We start from the raw sequence: 16296 nt of genomic DNA on the forward strand, positions 1-16296 counted from the left end.
GGTCGCGGTCGCCGCCGCCGTGGCGGCCGGCTGCATCACCGCCGGAGTCGACGCGAGGCAGCCGATCCGGGTCGCGCCGGTCGTCATCGTGCTCAGCCTCGGGCTCCTGGCCCGACACTCGTTGGGTGCGGGCGGACTGGCGCAGGCGACCTTCCGGCTCCGCGCCGCCGCCGAGCCTGCGGCCAGGTCCGAACGGCTGATCACCGTGGCCGAGGAGTACCTGCGCGGCGGACTGATCGGGCTGGCCACTGTCGCGGCTGGCTGTGCCGCGTTCCTGATCGGCACGGGCGGTACGCCGGATGTGGCCCTCGGCGCGGGGGTGGCGCTGCTGCTGTGGACGCGCTCGCGACTGTTCGAGCAGGCCGGACATGTCCTGCCGCTACGGCTGGCCGCGGTGGCGGCACTCCTGACCGGGGCTGCCCGGCTGCTGGCTGCCCTACCCGCCTGGGGACTGATGGTGGGTCTGCTGACCCTCGCCGCCGTGACGGTCTGGGCAACCGGCAGCGGCAGCGGGTTCCGCTGGCCCGGTCGATGGCTCCGGCTCGGCGAGTTGGCCCTGGCCGCAGTGATGGCAGCCGCGCTGGCCGCAGCGGTCGGTCTGCTCGACTTCGACTTCACGACGAGGCAGGCCGGATGAAGCGGTGGTTTCCCGATCCGACCGAGATCACCGCAGAACGTGCCGCCGCAGAGAAGCTCCGGCAGTTGCCAGCCACACCACGGGTGGTGGCGCTCTGCTCCGGTGCCGGCGGAGTGGGCACGACATCGGTCGGTACGGGCATCTCCGCGACGCTCGGCACGCTGTGGCCGGACCGGGTCGCGTACGCCGGTTTTGCGGCCGCACCACAACTGTCCGGTGTGTTCACCACCCCGGATCCGGTGTGGACGGACGGGTTCGACCCGGCGGTGGTGGAGCAGCTCACAGCCCGGTTCGCCGTGGTGATCCTGGACATCGGGGCGCAGGCCGATCCCACCGCGCGAGCACTGCTGAAGACGGCGGATCGACTGCTCGTCGTCACCGACGCGACCGGACGCGGTCGGCAGCGGGCACTTGCCCGGACCGACGAGGTCGGGCCGACGATCCGGGACACCGTGGTGGTGGGTCGCGGCCCCGAGGGACCGGGCGTCCTCGGCGTACCGCACGACAGGGCCCTACAGCAGTTGGACGACGGACTCCTCGACCGGGTCCGTCCGGCGACCCGTCGCGCTTTCCTCACAATCGCCGCCTGGTGTCTGTAAACGTAGGCGTGCAGTTTCACCACCGGCAGGAAAAGTCTATTAACAGTAATAACCATCTACATTCCACACCCGGCGCTACCTGCATCGATGCAGGCACACACAGTTCGACGAAAACGACGGCTTTTGCTGGCAGCGCAGGCCGCGATAAGCTGCCGCGCGGCCACACCTGCATACGCTGCGGAGGCAACGATGAAGCTGCACCGGCTGACAAAGGGCTACGCGGCGGGAGTGGGAGCAGCGGTACTGGCACTGGCAGCCACCGTCTTCGCGGTCGGTGCCACCGCACAGCAGCCATCGGTCGTCGATGGTGCCTCGTGGCTGTGGAGTCGCGACACCGGCGAGGCCACCCAGGTCAATGCCGTCTCGGGAATCGTCGCGTTGCGCCAGCCGATGATCGACGCGCAGGGCCACCGGGTCCAGATCAGTCAGAGTGACCAGTACGTGATCCTGCACGACCTGGACACCGGTCGGGTCACCTCGATCGACCTGGCCCGGCTGGGTTTCTCCGGCTCCCTGGAGTTGGGTGTCGAGGAGGATACCGCGCTGCTGCTCGACAAGGCGATGGCGGTCCTGGTCGACCGCACCAGGGGCATCGTGCGCCCGGTCGACCCGGCCAGCCTGCAGGCCACCGGCGAGCAACTCCGCCTGCCCGCCCCGCTGGTCGGTGGTGGATTCGACCGGTCCGGACGGCTGTGGTTGAGCGTTCCGAGCCAGGGCACCGCGATCGCGCTCGGTGTGGAGAACGGAAAGTTGAAGGTGGAGCAGACCGAGGGGGTGACCGTTCCCGGTCGCGCCCAGGCGATGTCGGTGCTCGATGACGGCGTACTCGTCGCCGACCGCGGCGGCGACACGATCGCCGTCGTCAACCGACAGAGCACCCGGAAGATCAAGTCACCCGTTCCACTCGCCAGCGCGATCGTGCCGACCCGTACGGTCGGCTCGACCGCGGTGATCACCGTGCCGGACGAACGGAAGATCGTCACGATCGGCAACGTGGCGGCCGGCGCACCGGTGGAGACCATGCCCCTGCCGGTCAAGGGCGAGCCGCCACAGCCCGCCGTCACCTTCGGCAACCGGGTGTACGTACCCGATCAGTCAGCCGGCAAGGTGAAGGTCTACAAGACGGACGGCGCCCCCGCCGGCACGATCAACGTCGGCCAGTCGCAGACGCCGATGGAGCTGGAGGTCCGGGAGGACTTCCTGTTCATCAACGCCCCGGAGGCCGAGACCGCAGTGATGGTCGACGACGATGGCAAGGCCTCCACCGTGCGCAAGTACGATCCGGAGCCGACCAGGACTCCGACCCCGGACGCCACCACGTTGCCCTCCGGGCAACCCACCGCCCCCGGCGAGCCGCTACCAGCCCCGACCCCGACCGTCACCCCGACCCAGGTGCCCGTACAGCCGCAGCGCCCCGGGCCACCGGTTCCGGTCACCGCGCTGGCCGGTGACGGCGAGGTACGGGTCTCCTGGGGTCGGGCGAAGCGCGGATCGGCGCCGGTGCGCAGCTACACAATCACCTGGGAGGAGGACGGTGGCGGCCGGGTCCAGGTCGACGGCGACGTACTGCACAGGACGATCAAGGGCCTGACCAACGGCACCACGTACCGGTTCCGGGTCTTCGCCACGAACTCGGTCGGGGCCGGACCCCCGGCACTGTCCCAGGCGGTGACCCCACGGGCCACCACCCCGCCGGCCACTCCCGCCGCCCCGCGGGCGACCAGCGAACTCAACGACGCCGGTCTTCCGACCGGCGCGGTCGAGGTGAGCTGGGCAGCCGTACCGCAGGCCGCCGACTACGTCGTAACACCGATCATGGAGGGCGAGGCCGGCGTCAACCCGCCGCAGACGGTCTCCGGAACCACGGCCAGGTTCCCCGGCCTCACGGCCGGCCGGAGCTACACGTTCACCGTCACGGCCCGCAACGCGGCCGGACGGGCATCGGAGGCCAGCCCGCCGAGCGCGCCGATCCGGATCCACTATGCACCTGGCGCACCGAGCGGTGTCTCCGGCCAGCAGAGCGGCGCGAACACGTACCGCATCAAGTGGAACGCCGCCAAGGCGAACGGCGTTCCGGTCACGTCCTACACAGTGCGCAACAGCAGCGGCACCGTGTTGGCGCGGGTCGGCGGCTCCACCCTGACCGCCGACGTCACCGCCACCGGTCTGACCTCGGTCACGGTGACCGCCGGCAGCAGCAACGGGGACAGCCGGCCCGGGACCGGCCAGGTCCGGGCCGCCGCCGCACCGCAGGTCAAGATCGTGTCGACGAGCGCCGAGATGGACTCGATCACCGTCCGGTTCACCGTCGACGGTGGGGCGGCGACCACCACCTGCCAGGTCACCGTGGGCACCCGCACCGTCGACTCCTGCACCTCGCCGGTGACGGTGAACGGGCTGACCCCGGACACGGCGTACCCGGTGCGCGTCAGGGCGACGAACTTCGCCGGCCCCGGCGAGGCCAGCACCAACCAGCGCACCGAATCGGTGACCTACGGGGCGCGGGTCACCTGCACCGACTCGCCGAGCAACCCGCAGCCGAACTTCTGCGCGAACGGCCTGCCGGTCTACGCCGCCAGCAACGACGACGGCGCGGTGCGCCGACGCGTCGCCAACGGCTCGCGCATCGTCGTCACCTGCAAGGTGCACGGCGAGAACCAGATGGCCGGGCCGTACAACAACAACAAGGAAGGCGACCACTGGGTACGGCTGACCGACGGCAACTGGATGTCGTGGGTGTGGTTGCGATTCGAGAACGGCGACAACGTGGAAGCGATCCAGAACTGTTGATCAAGCCTACCGCGCGAGGGGTGGGCACGGCACTCGCCGGCGGCGTACTGCTGCTGGCCGGCCTGCTCCTCGGGTATCGCGAAATGTTCATGCTGGGCGGGGCCGGACTTGCTGCGGTAGCGGTGTGCGCGGCCTGGGGCCTGGTCACCCCCGCCCTCGTCGTCGACCGGGTCGTCGTACCGGACCGGGTCCGACGCGGCGAACCGGCCGAGTCCGTCATCGACGTCGTGTCCCGTGGCCGTACCGGCCGCGTCCTACGGCTCAGTGACGGTGTGTGGGACGCCGACGGCAGGGCCGCCGCCGCCCCGGCGACGTCGGAGGTCTTCGCCCGTCCCGGCCTGCCGGCCCGGGTACGACTGGGCCTGCCCACCAGCCGTCGGGGCGTGTTCCGGGTCGGGCCGCTGCGGGTCGGCCGCGCCGACCCGCTCGGTCTGTGGTCGGCGCTACGGCCGGTCGGGTCCACGCAGCAGCTCATCGTCTGGCCGAACTGGCATGCGATGGCCGCATCCGCGATCGGACGCACCGCCCAGATCGAGGCCAGCCGGGACCCGCAGCACCGGGAGAGCATCACCTTCCACACCCTGCGCGAGTACGTCTCGGGCGACGACCTGCGCCACATCCACTGGCGTACCACGGCCCGGATGGGGACCCTGATGGTACGCAGACACGAGGGTGCCTCCGTCGCCCGACTGGTGCTGCTGATCGACGACCGCGCATCGTCGTACGCCGACCCGGACAGCTTCGAGGAGGCCGTCGAGGTTGCCGCCTCGGTCCTGGTGTCCGCGATGAACGACGGACGCCGGGTAGCGGTGGTGAGCGCCGCCGAGCCGACCCGCGATCCAGCGACCTCAGTCGTCGCCGGACTCGACCTGCTGGCCACAACCCGGCTGGTCAGCCCGGGTGCGCCGGACGACCAGATCCAGGCCCAGCTGCGGCTACGCCCGTTGGGCGATGCCCTGCTCGTCATCACCGGCTTCGCCAGCAACGTGACGCTGGCCGGTCCGTTGGCGTCCAGGTACCACTCCGTACAGACCGCCGTCCTCGGACCGGAAACCGATCTCGACGTCGGCGGGACAGTGATCACCGCACCGACCGCCGCCGACGTCGTCGCCCGCCTACAGGAGCAACGATGAACCGGCTGATCCTCGCGGTGGTCGTCACGGCCGCCGGGATCGCCGCCGGCGGCCAGATCGCGAGCGGCTACGCCGGCGGCAACCCGGCCCTCCTGGCCATCGCATCCGCGGCCGTCGGTGCTGCCGTGGTCGGGCAGTTGACGGCCGGGCACCGGGCCCTGACCCTGCCGGCCAACGTGTTGGGCCTGCTCGCACTGCTGATGGCACTGCACCGGTGGATGCCGGCCCCGGAGGGTCTGCTCGACGCGCTCCTGCATGCGGGTGCCCGGCTGCTGACCAGCGCGACCCCCATTCCGGCCCGCGCGGACACGCTGGCCCTGCCCGTGATGGCCACCTGGATCGCGGTCGCGGTTAGCGGCGCGCTGGCGCACGGCCGCCGTCGCGGCACCGCCGTGCTCCCGCCCGTGACCCTCGCCTGCGGAATGCTGGTGCTGGCCGGCCCACGACGGGACCCCGACTATTTGCTGACCGCGATCCTGATCGCGGCACTGGCCCTGCTGCTGGCCCTGACCCGGACGCCACGAACCGTCCACCGCCAGCTACGGGTGACCCGGGTGGGCACAACCGTGCTGCTGGCGACTGGCCTGGCCGTGACAGCCGGGCTGTTGACCCCGGTGCTGTTGCGCGGTGTCACGTCGAGCCCGCCGGACCTACGCACGATGGTGCTGCCCCCGGTCCAGGCCCCCAGCCAGATACACCCGCTGAGTCTGCTGGGCCGCTGGCAGGCCGACCCCGAGCAGCCGCTGCTGGCGCTCGACTCGAACCACCCGGTCGCGCTGCGGTGGGCCGTACTCCCCGACTTCGACGGTACGAGGTGGCAGCCGGCCGCGACGTACCTCGCCGCTGGCGGTGAACGGGCCCCCAGCACCCCTGCGGTCGCCGTCCAACGCGTACAGGCGAAGGTCGTCGTGGTGGGGCTGGCAGGTGGCTGGCTGCCGGTGCCCGACGGCCTGGGCCGGGTCGGTGGCGTGTCCATCGCCATCGACGAGGAGTCCGGGACCGTCGTCGTCCCGGACGGGCTACGCGCCGGGCAGTCGTACGAGGTCGAGGCGGCGGTACCCGCGCCGACGGCGGCCCAACTCGCCGGCGCGCAGATACCGGTGTCGGCCACCTTCGACCGTTACCGGCAGCTGCCGCCGGGCAACACCGGCCCGATCTTCTCGATGGCGATCGACGCCGCCGGGGACGGACTGCCGTTCGCACAGGCAACCGCCCTGGCTGCCTGGATGAAACAGAACTACCGCTACGACCCGCTGGCTCCGGGCGGGAGCGGCTATCCGAGCATCGTCCGCTTCCTCACCGCTGAACCCGGACGCGGTGGCGGTCGCGGCACGTCGGAACAGTTCGCCGCCGCGTACGCCGTCCTGGCCCGTGCCCTCGGCATCCCGGCCCGGGTGGTCGTCGGCTTCGACGCGAAGGCCGCCAAGGAGGGCGCCACGACCGCCACCATCACCGCGGGTGACGCGCGGGCCTGGCCCGAGATCTACCTGGAACCGGTCGGCTGGATCCCGATGGATCTCACCGCCCCCCGGGCCGGCGACGATCCCAGGGCGGGTGCGGCACCCCCACCCACGGCACCGACCGCCGCACCGGTACTACCGGAGCCGGCGGTGCCGGACGTCCCGACGGTCGAGGAGGATGCGACGGCCAGCGACACCGCCCGCTCGTGGGGCTATCTCGCCGTACTGCCGGTGCTGACGGCCGGCACGCTCGGCCTGATCGCAGCGTTGCGCGTACGCAGGAGTCGCCGCAGACGCGTCGGCCCGGACGACCTCAGCCGGCTCCGGGGTGCCTGGGCCGAGTTACGTGACGCCGCCCGCCTGGCCGGAATCCGGATCGAGCCACACTGGACGGTCGCTGCCACGGTCACCGCCATCAGTACGGCCGGCGCAGCACCGGCCGAGGCGCACCTGGTGACGGTGGTGAACCGGGCGTGGTACGCCGCCCGCCCGGACGTCGACGGCGCGGCACTGGCCGCCACCCAGGCCCTGGACCTGGTGGGCAGTACCCGTCGCAACGCGGGCCGGTTACGTCGTCTCGTCTGGTGGATCGATCCCCGGCCGCTGTGGTGGTAACGGTGGTGAACACGTAGCCCAGCTCAGCGGCCCTGGTCCGTGCCGAGTTCGGTGAGTTGCTCCCACCGCTTGAGCCGCTGCTCCGCCAGGAATCCCCGCTCAAACCACTCGGGAGACACCCGACGTACCTCCCGCCCGTTGTCGCTCCACAGGGCGCTACTGGGCAGGACCTCAGCGTCGGGCGGAAGGAACTTCATCGCCTCGTCCAGCGCGCTGACCGTCAACGCCAGCATCCCGACGAGCGCCGCATGCTCCGCCGGGTCCGGCTCGCCGGCCTCTGCGGCCATCACCGCCAGCACGTCGTCGGCGAACCCACCGTACGCCTGGCCCACCGCCACCCACTCCCCCGGATCGAGCAGCTCGGACGGGCCGTCCTCGGGATAGCTGAAGCGGTGCGGTTCCCCGGGTGGCGAACCCGGCCGCTGCGGTAGTCGGAAGGTGTGCGTCCGAGGTCGGCCGCACTCGTCACAGGGGCCGTCGTAGTGGACGACCACCATCTGCTCGTCGCTGGACAGCACGGTCATCTGGCTTCGTGGAAACTGCGCCGACCCACACCGGCACGGCCGCAGGTCCAGGTAGGTGTGTATCTCGCCGTAGGTCCGCGCCGGTAACGGTGATGGCGCAACGGCGTCGAGCGGTTCGAGTGGCTCACGCGGTTCACGCGGTTCGAGTGGCTCACGCGGCTCACGCGGTTCACGCGGCTGCGGCGGCCGGGCGGCGAGTGGTTCACGTGGCTGCGCTGGCCCAGATGGCCGGGCGGCCAGCCCGGCGAGCGCTTCCCGTACCGACTGGCGGGGCCGGTCGACCCGTGCCGTCTCGGGTACACCGGCGGTCCTGTCGAACAGCGGTGCGAATCGGTGCTGGAGGTCGTCCCGACGCTCCCGATAGAAGGCTGCGTCCCGGAGTACCCGGCTGCGCCGGAACGCGTCCCGCCGCGTTCCGTACGTCCGACGACCGAGACCGCTCCAGAAGGCCGCCGCCGGTATCTCCCCGTCCTCGTCCTCGTCCGGTGGAAGGAACTTTTCGATCTCCATTGCTGCTGCTGCGGCGGCGTCCCAGGCCCCCAGGATCACCCAGTACGTCTCCTCGTCGGGCGACGCGTCCCCCAACTGGTCGAGGCCGACCTCGGCCATTCCCGCGTACGCCGACTCGATGACATACCACTGGCCGGCGTCTATCAACGTCGATCGACCCACTCCGTACAGCTGGCCCGCCTCCTGCGCGGCCTGCGTGCCTGCCTTCGACACTGGCACTTCGACCACATACCACTCCCCCTCATAGGGACCGGCGAAGCGAAGCACCCAGCGCTCGTCATCGACACTGTGCAGAGTCGCATACCGGCGGTAGTCGACCCGGTCCTCGCCCTCCGGCAGGGTCAACTCCAGATGGACGTACGCCTCGGCGACCGTCCGGGCCTCGGTCACGGGTTCTTCCCCTGATAGATGTCGAAGTACTCGCTGATACCCAGCTCGCGGCATTCCCCGGTGGACTCCTCCACCCGGATGGGCATGTTGCCCAGTAGCGTCACCGCCGGATCTCCGGTCTCGACGAACCTGGCGGAGTTGTACCCGACCACCACGGCACCCGGTACCCGCTTGATCCACTCAGACTTCACGGCGAGTCGCACGTCACCACCGACGATGCGATTTCCGGTGAGGTAGGCAAAGGCACGGTCGATCGCCTGTTGGTCAGTCAGCATCAGTTCGTCCTCATGAACATGTAGTCCTGCCATCTCCCCACGTGGTCGGCGCTTCCGCTCTGCCCGTCCAGGAAGATGACCATCCCTTGGTGGTTGGTGACGTTGAAGACGTGGCCGACCGGGTCCAGGTCGGTGCCGAGCACGATTCCGCGAGCCCCGTGTCCCGCCACCGTCATCTCCTCGACGATGTCGCTCAGCGACACGTGCCGGAATCTCGCCCCGAAGTGCTGTTGCAGGGTTTCGGACGAGCCGACGGGGATCTCCGGCAGTGCCGTCATCGGAGCGCCGCCAAGGGTCGTGTCCAGCGCCAGCACACAGGATCGACAGTTGTCCTGGCCGGCACGCGGGTTGATCAGATCGAGCAGTTCCGGCAGGCTCGGCGCGAAGTACCTGCCGCCGCGCAGGGTGGTACCGGGGTTGTCCTGCGAGTTCGGGTCGGTAAGGAGCTCGGCCAGCCCGGTCGGAAACTCCGTCGCCGAATCGATCGCGCCGGTGACGCCGGATGGGTTGTCGTCGGCCGCCTGGGCCTGGGGCGCACCGTCATGCCGGCTCGGTGCGGTGTCCGCGGTTTCGTCCCCTCCCCAGGCGACCGGGTCGCCGGGCAGGGTCCTGCGGCCATGCTGGAACGGCGCGGGTCGTTCGGCCGGCGGTAGGCCGGCAGCGATCTGTTCCAGGTGTTGCAGCCGGTCGAACGCCCGCTGGGTACGCGCCAACAACACTTCGACGTCCGACTGGAAGACCGCCAGATGTTCCTCACCAGCGACGCTGATGTGCCGCTTGAGCAGTTCACTCCGGTTCTGCGACGTGACCGCCTCGTTTCCGTCGAAGGAGACGTTGGCATGTTCGGTCGTGGCAGTGGTGGTGAGGGCGCTGTTGCTGTAGGCCACCTGTTGGCGGACCACCCGCTCCAACTGGCCGTCGGGTGCCATGACCATCCGGACCGACGAGGCAACCACCTGACCTGACGCGTCGCGGGCGAAGGTCAGCAGGCGGCCCTGCGGGCTGGGTAGGCCGGTCGGTTGCCCGGAGATGTGCTGCATCTCCTGGATCGCCCAGGTGCGGACCGCCTCGGCGATCTGCTCCGGAGTTTGGGTGGGGTCGACCCGCAGCGTATAGGTCACATCGGAGTCGACACGGTACGCGGTGACGACCGCGCCTGCCCCGGCCTGCCCGGTGCGGATCTCGAAAGTCAGGTTCTCCGGGCGGTTGCTGGCCCCCCGGAAGACCAGCCGGAAGGTGTGCTCGGTGTCGGCTACCCGTGAGATCTGCACACCTCGCCCCAGGTGGCGGAGGTTGGCCACCCGCTGGTCGACGGAGGGCAGCACGTCCTGGTCGGCGGGCGGCAGGTTGCCGTACCGTTGCCGCAGCCGGGCCAGGTCGTGGGCCGTCCGAGGATCGGCGGCCAGTTGCTCCTCGATCTCCCTGGCCCGCTGTTCAAGTTCCTCGATCGGTTGCCGCTGCTGTTCGAGTTGCTCCCGCAGGTGCTGCGGCGTGACGTTGTCGTTCTTGACATCCGACAGCGAGCGAATGAAGTCCAGATCGTTGGAGTGAACCTGATAGACCCGGCTCATCTGGCGACCGATCAGTTGTCCAAACGCGGTGAGCGTGACGAGCACGCCGTGCGTGATGGTGGTGAGCAAAGCCGTAACGCCCCCGCTGCCTGCCTGGATCAGCGCAGGTACGAGGTCTTCCCGAGCCCATCGGCGGGCCGGCAGCGAGTTCTCCCGGTCGAACAGGATGTTGTCCACGATGTGGGTGACGGCATCGGTGACCCGGGCCGGGTCGGCATTCAGGTTCACGGTGAACCTGAACCTTCCCGGGCCGAGCCGCTCGGTGACGGGCACCACGGGAGTGCCGTCCTCGACCACGTCGAAGTCGAACTGTATGTCGATGTCGCCGCCCACGAAGAACGACCGATTCCCCTGGGCTCGAAGGCGGCGCGGCAGCAATCTCCGCCTGGACTCAGCCGTGCTGAAGACCATCGAGTCGGATTGTTCTCCGACTCTGAACGACCTGCTCTCAGCAAGGGTGGTTTCGCGCCGCGCATTCAACCGCTGGATGGCCTCTTCAATCGCGCGTTTACGCTCGTCGATCAGTCGCGTACGTTCCGTGTCCGACTTGCTGTCCGTGGTGACACCCGGCGCCGCGACTGGCGGTGTCGGGGTAGGGGTGTGCGGTCTACCGGCCAGGCGATTCAGCGCCGCACGGGCCAGATCCTGCCCGGTGTGTGTCAACTCATGGATCTGGGCGCCGACGTTACGACGTTGGCCTGCGGTCAACCGACCCGAGTGATTCATGTCGTGCCGCTCGGCCCGATCGGCGACCTCGCGGCTACGAACCCCGCTGTAGCGATCGGCGATCATCTGTGCCAGGGCCTTGGCCGCACTGGCCAACGTCCCCATGGTGCCGAAACCGCTGCCTGCCCGGTTACCCGCCGGCCCCGTGGCAGCATTCGGCCATTCCCCCTGGCTCCGCCGGTTCAGTTGGGTCCGTAAGCCGGTAACGTGCCGGACGAGATCATGCTGGCGCTTTGCGACATCGGTCAACGCCTTCCGTACAGCGGTGTCCAGCTTTTCCTCGGTGACCGCACCCAACTCGGGTGGAACGCGGAGGGTGATCCGCTCATCGGTGTACTCGACTTCGATCTTCTTCGGATCCTCGGTGTGGGCCACCTCGACATGCACCACTGCGGTGCCAGCTTCGCCCTTCAGTACGAGCTTGTAGGTGTCCCCGCCCTCGCGGGGCATCCGGATCTTCTTGAGGAACTCGATCGGTTTACTGTCAAGCTCCTGCTCGATCCGCCCGATCGCTTCGCCGACGGCCTTCCGGATCGGAGCGGCGTGTTCCTCAGACACGGCCTTCGAGTCGGCTGTCGACTCAGGGTCGGGGTGGACCGTCCGGTCGGCGGCCGAACGGTCACCCAGCACACTGACGGCCAGTTCACCGGCCCGGTCGTAGGTGGCGTCGATCCGTCGCTGGAGGTTTCCGTTGGCGATCTCGTTACGGTCCGGCAACACGGCCAAGGCTCGATCGTGCTTACGCTCCAGCTTCCTTCTGGTGATGTAGCGAGTAAGCGGAATCTGCGTAACCAGAGTGACCACGGCGACAGTACCCCGTCTGATCACGAGTTGCGGGACGCCCAGGACCGTAGCCGCGACGGCTGAGGCGACGAGTTCCGCGATGACCGGGCCGAGCACGACCAGGTTGTCCTGCCACCGGTGCGGCACCTCACCCGGCCTGGCATGTTGCATCTCGACCTGATCGGCCAGGGCTCCGCGTAGTTTCTCCCGGAATACGAACGCCTCGGTCGGATCCTGATCCGGTCCCGACTCGCCCACGAACGAGGCCGGGTCCACCACCAGGATGAAGTGCCGCTCCCGGCCACCGCCCCGGAACTCGATCCCCCGCTGGTTCGAGGGCTCCGAATCCGACTGCACCGAATCCGACTGCACCTCGAAGGTAAACGTCAGACGGCCGGTGCCGCTCCAGTTGTCCGGGGTGACCCGATAAATGGTGCGGCCCTCCACCGACACCGGCTCGATCGTCATCCCGCGCACGACCAGACTGCTCAGTACGTGGTGGGTGCCGGCGACCACCGGATCGGGAGCGCGCCACCACTGCCGCTGATCGTCGAGCAATCGAGCCGTCGACTCGGACAGGAAACGGCGGGCCAGTCTGATCCGTGTGTCGGCGCCCGGAATTCCTTCCCGCAGTGCGTGGCTTTCGATGAACGTCTGCAGCTCGGCTTCGATCGCCACTCGCTGCGGGCTGTTCTCAGCAGCAGCGGCATGCAGGCGAGCCAATGCGTCAACCTCGGCGAGCGCCGCAATGTCGGCGCGACTGGGGCGCAGCCGACGCCCCGGCGTGGGGTCGTTCACCAACACGTTGCGGTCGTTCAGCCGGCCCGCCGGCAAGCCGCCAAGTTGTGCAAACCGGCCACCCATGAGTGCCCGGAGCTCGCCCTGCACATGCCCGAGTGTCTGCGCTACGAACCGGTCGAGCGCGGCGGTGTCAAGAGCATCCAGATGGTTGGCAGCAAAGACCACTCGGTTCGTGCCGTCATGGCCCAGCGTGATCAAGGCTCCCGTACCGTCGTCATGGCGCGTGGCTGTGCCGATATCGATCTGGTACGGGCTGCCATAGTTTGGCTGGACCTCGACGGTGTGCTCGTTCAGCATCCTGATCCGGGCGATGCCGGCGTGCCGCCCTGACGGACCGTCGAAGACCGCCGCCAGCCGATTGATCGATTCGACCAGCCGCCGTCCGAGTGCCGGATCGGGCGCCCCGGACGGGGGCGGCAACCGGTCGGCCACGCCGTCGAGGTTCAGCCCACTCAGGTCGGCCTGGCGGGTCGTGATCGACACCTGCCCACCGTCGTCTTCGACCTCGATCCGGTGGAACTCCACCTGAAGCTCTCCCCGAGCCAGCGCCCGGTGCAGTTCGTCGAGGACTTCCGGGCTCTGTCGCAGTTGCTCCTGCAGCCGCACGCTGGTTTCCAACAGGTCGCGGACGTGCTCCGGGGTGCCCCGCTCGACGAAGGTCCCGTCCTGAAGCTGATACCGGGTCCTGCGGACCTGGCCGGTCTCCACGAGCACCAACCGATGGTTGGCCCGGTCGAAACCTGCGGTGAACTCGTTGCCCTGTCGCGTTCTCTGTTCCGGCCCACCGACCAGAACGTCATCGCCGGTCATGCCGAACCGGTCGGTCAGCAACTGGGCCGCAGCGACCCGTGGCACGTCCGCCTCCGCCACCCGGGCAACACCAACCAGTCGAGAATGCTCGGCCGCCACGGCAGCCAACTCCTGGATGCGGGCACGCATGGCGGGATCGTCGGCGTGCATCGCCTGTAGCAGCTCGATCGTCCGGCGCAGGTTCTTCCTGGACACCGCCGCAAACTCGGAGTCGGTTGCCCCCTCGGACCCGGTCGACCCGAAAACCGACGACAACCTGGACACACCCAGCTCGTCCATCAGTGGCCGGAGCGTCGCACTCCGGTAGTCGTCGACGGCGCTGCGGGCGTCCGCAGCCTGTCGCGCCGCCTGCGCGACCTGGTCCGGCTGCTGTCGGGAGTGGTGTGTCGTGGGCTCTCCCTCGATCGCCCTGCGCCGCGCTGGCCGTGACCGATCGGCCTGCGGGTCACGAACCGGCATGCCGGTTTCCACCGACCGCAGTCCGGAATCCGCCTCACTTCGGTAGGTACCCGGCGGGTCCGACTCGTGGTGCAGTCGGTAGTTTCCTGGCTCCCGGAACGTCGATGGTCGGTCACCGTCCAGATGTAGCCGACCATCCGGGGTCCGGTGACTGTCCCACCGGTCGCCACTGACGTGTAGGCGGCCATCGCTGCCCTGGTACATCTGCGGACCGGCCCGACTACCCCCACCCGCTTCGGCAGGCTGTGACGTCGGGGCCGGTGTCGTGGCGGCCGGCGCGGGGCTGATCTCCCGCCCGTTCGGGCCGAACGTACGTTCCACCCCATCGGCCGGCATGGTCGGCACGCGCCCGTTGTGCACATCCGGGCTGGCGGCGACCTCCGTCCCGTCGGGATAGGTCCACATCCTTTCGGTGACCCCGGTGACCTCACGACCCAGGATCCGGGCCACCGTCGCCGCCAAGGACTGATCCCCCGATGCCGAATAGCAGGAGATCAGCTTGATCCTCCGGCCACCGAGGCTGATCCGACGGCGCCGCTCCAGCTCGGCGAGACCACGCGCGAAATCCTCGGCCGACATCCGATAGCGGCCGACCACCACCTGACCATTACGCAACCCGTGCAGGGCAATCCTGACCACGCCGGCTTCCGGGTGCAGCGCCTCGGCGAACCGCCGCATCTGCGGATCACCGGTGAACTCAAGTCCGGAACGGGTCGATGCCATGAAGTCAGCGACCGCCTGGGTCGCCTGGCTGCCACTCAGTACCGGCAGGTGTGCGAGTTGCTCGTCGTTCCACGTCGCGAGGGCTGCCGGGGTCGACTGCACCGAATCCAGACTCTCCGCAGCCGGGTGCAGCGAGATCCCCTCGACACCTTCGGGCATTCGCACCCGCGCCACCGCATCCTGCCGGCGGTCGGACAGGTCGCGCAGCCGGTCCGGATCAGCACCCGACCGTCGCGCATCCTGCAACTCCCGTACGGCGTCGTGCGCCGCCCGGCTCTCCGGAGTATCCAACCGGAGCTGGAATTCTCGCCCGGTGCCCGGATCACGCCACCGGCTGACGAGCCCACCAACATCGCCCGCTGTCCATCCGTTGACCAGGCGGACCGGCTGGTAGCCCCGTGCGGCCAGGTCCTCGATCGTACGACGCACACCATCGGCATAGCCGGCCGACGGCAACTCGATCGTGTACCGCAGCCGGGGGCGTACCTGCCTCTCGGGTCGGCCCGGCCGCGACTCCGCCGCCTCGTCGGCGGCCCGCCTCCGTTCCATCTCCAGGTCCGTGTCCGGCCGGGTATGCCCCAGCCGCGTCCCGTCCACGACAGCCGCTGTCTCGTCCACCGCCCGGGTGATCGCCGCTTCGTAATCCAGGGTGCCGCTGCCCGGTTGGTCGCGTAGCCCGGGGAAGGACAGCTGGCTCTGCTTCTGCCGTATCCCGACGATGTCGAGGTCGTGCTGCTGGGCAATGTCCCGGGTGATCGGCCCGACCAGGCCACCCGGCCGACGCTCGTTCGGGTTCGGATGCGTCGACTCCATGATGGCCAAGCGGGCCTCGGCGACGACGTTGTCCGGCGTGAGATTCGGGAGGTTGGCCAACACGTCGTGGGGAATCCCCGGAAGTTGATACTGGCGGATCACATAGTCGCGTAGCTCGGACGGGGTGTACGACGCCAGCCGGCGGTACCTGTTGGTCACTGGGATACGCGGGTCCGTACCGAAGTCCGGGGACCGGTTACCGGTGAGGCCGCGCAGGAACTGCTGCTGCACGGTGAAGGCCTGGAACTCGCGCTCGAACGTCAACTGCGCCCGCAGCCGGGATGCCTCCGCACGATCCGGCATCGCCAGGAGCATGTCGTTGAGTAGCTTGTTGTTGGGCTGCAACGCGTGCATACCCTCGTGCACCACCGTCGCCGCGACCGCGCTGATCGGCCGCGGGAAGCGGGCGTTGCTCTGGGTGATCGGGCTACGGGCCACACCCTCGTGGTTGACGAACGTCACCCCGGACACCGGATCGTAGAACCCCGACGGGCGTTCCCTGATATTCGGCTCCAGCCGGGCGAAGTCCTCCGGCGACAACCGCGCCCGCGCATGGTCGAGATCCATCGGCAGCGTACGCGCCAGGGTGTTCGCCGCGTGTACCTCGAACTCCGGGCCCATCACGTCACCGATCTTGGCGACCGCGATCGCCTGATCGATCACATGGAACTGATGCG

8 protein-coding genes are annotated in these 16296 nt (G+C 69.2%); 5 read left to right on the plus strand and 3 right to left on the minus strand.

The genetic code is table 11. The annotated features are described in order from the left end of the window. From ACFQ4H_RS32920 to ACFQ4H_RS32940, 5 genes are all read left to right on the plus strand, one after another. On the plus strand, positions 1-637 hold a 637-nt coding region (locus tag ACFQ4H_RS32920; RefSeq protein ID WP_377578838.1), incomplete at its 5' end, for a hypothetical protein. Then, the gene (locus ACFQ4H_RS32925; protein WP_377578840.1) at positions 634-1236 is read left to right on the plus strand and encodes a hypothetical protein; all 603 of its coding nucleotides are present in this window, start codon (positions 634-636) and stop codon (positions 1234-1236) included. The genes ACFQ4H_RS32920 and ACFQ4H_RS32925, both read left to right, overlap by 4 nt. A 189-nt stretch (positions 1237-1425) precedes the next feature. Then, positions 1426-4026, plus strand: a complete 2601-nt coding sequence (locus tag ACFQ4H_RS32930) for a fibronectin type III domain-containing protein (RefSeq protein ID WP_377578842.1) — start codon at positions 1426-1428, stop codon at positions 4024-4026. 20 nt (positions 4027-4046) lie between these two features. After that, positions 4047-5159: a DUF58 domain-containing protein gene (locus ACFQ4H_RS32935; RefSeq protein WP_377578844.1), complete on the plus strand. Its 1113-nt coding sequence runs from the start codon at positions 4047-4049 to the stop codon at positions 5157-5159. Further along, entirely contained in the window at positions 5156-7234 is a 2079-nt protein-coding gene (locus tag ACFQ4H_RS32940; RefSeq protein ID WP_377578846.1) for a DUF3488 and transglutaminase-like domain-containing protein, read from the plus strand. Before ACFQ4H_RS32935 ends, ACFQ4H_RS32940 begins: the two co-directional genes overlap by 4 nt. Positions 7235-7257: 23 nt before the next feature. Here ACFQ4H_RS32940 and ACFQ4H_RS32945 read toward each other — a convergent pair whose 3' ends face one another. The 3 genes from ACFQ4H_RS32945 to ACFQ4H_RS32955 are packed head-to-tail and all read right to left on the minus strand — an operon-like array spanning position 7258 to position 16282. Continuing rightward, a complete protein-coding gene (locus ACFQ4H_RS32945) occupies positions 7258-8658 on the minus strand; it encodes a hypothetical protein (protein WP_377578848.1) in 1401 nt (466 codons plus the stop codon). Next, positions 8655-8933 (minus strand): hypothetical protein, encoded by a 279-nt coding sequence (locus tag ACFQ4H_RS32950; protein ID WP_377578850.1) that lies wholly within the window; start codon positions 8931-8933, stop codon positions 8655-8657. Before ACFQ4H_RS32950 ends, ACFQ4H_RS32945 begins: the two co-directional genes overlap by 4 nt. Further along, entirely contained in the window at positions 8933-16282 is a 7350-nt protein-coding gene (locus ACFQ4H_RS32955) for a toxin glutamine deamidase domain-containing protein (RefSeq protein ID WP_377578852.1), read from the minus strand. The genes ACFQ4H_RS32950 and ACFQ4H_RS32955 overlap by 1 nt, the downstream gene beginning before the upstream one ends. Between the last annotated feature and the right edge of the window lie 14 nt (positions 16283-16296).

Source organism: Micromonospora sonneratiae (genome assembly GCF_042679305.1).
In the GTDB taxonomy this organism is placed as follows: domain Bacteria; phylum Actinomycetota; class Actinomycetes; order Mycobacteriales; family Micromonosporaceae; genus Micromonospora_H; species Micromonospora_H sonneratiae.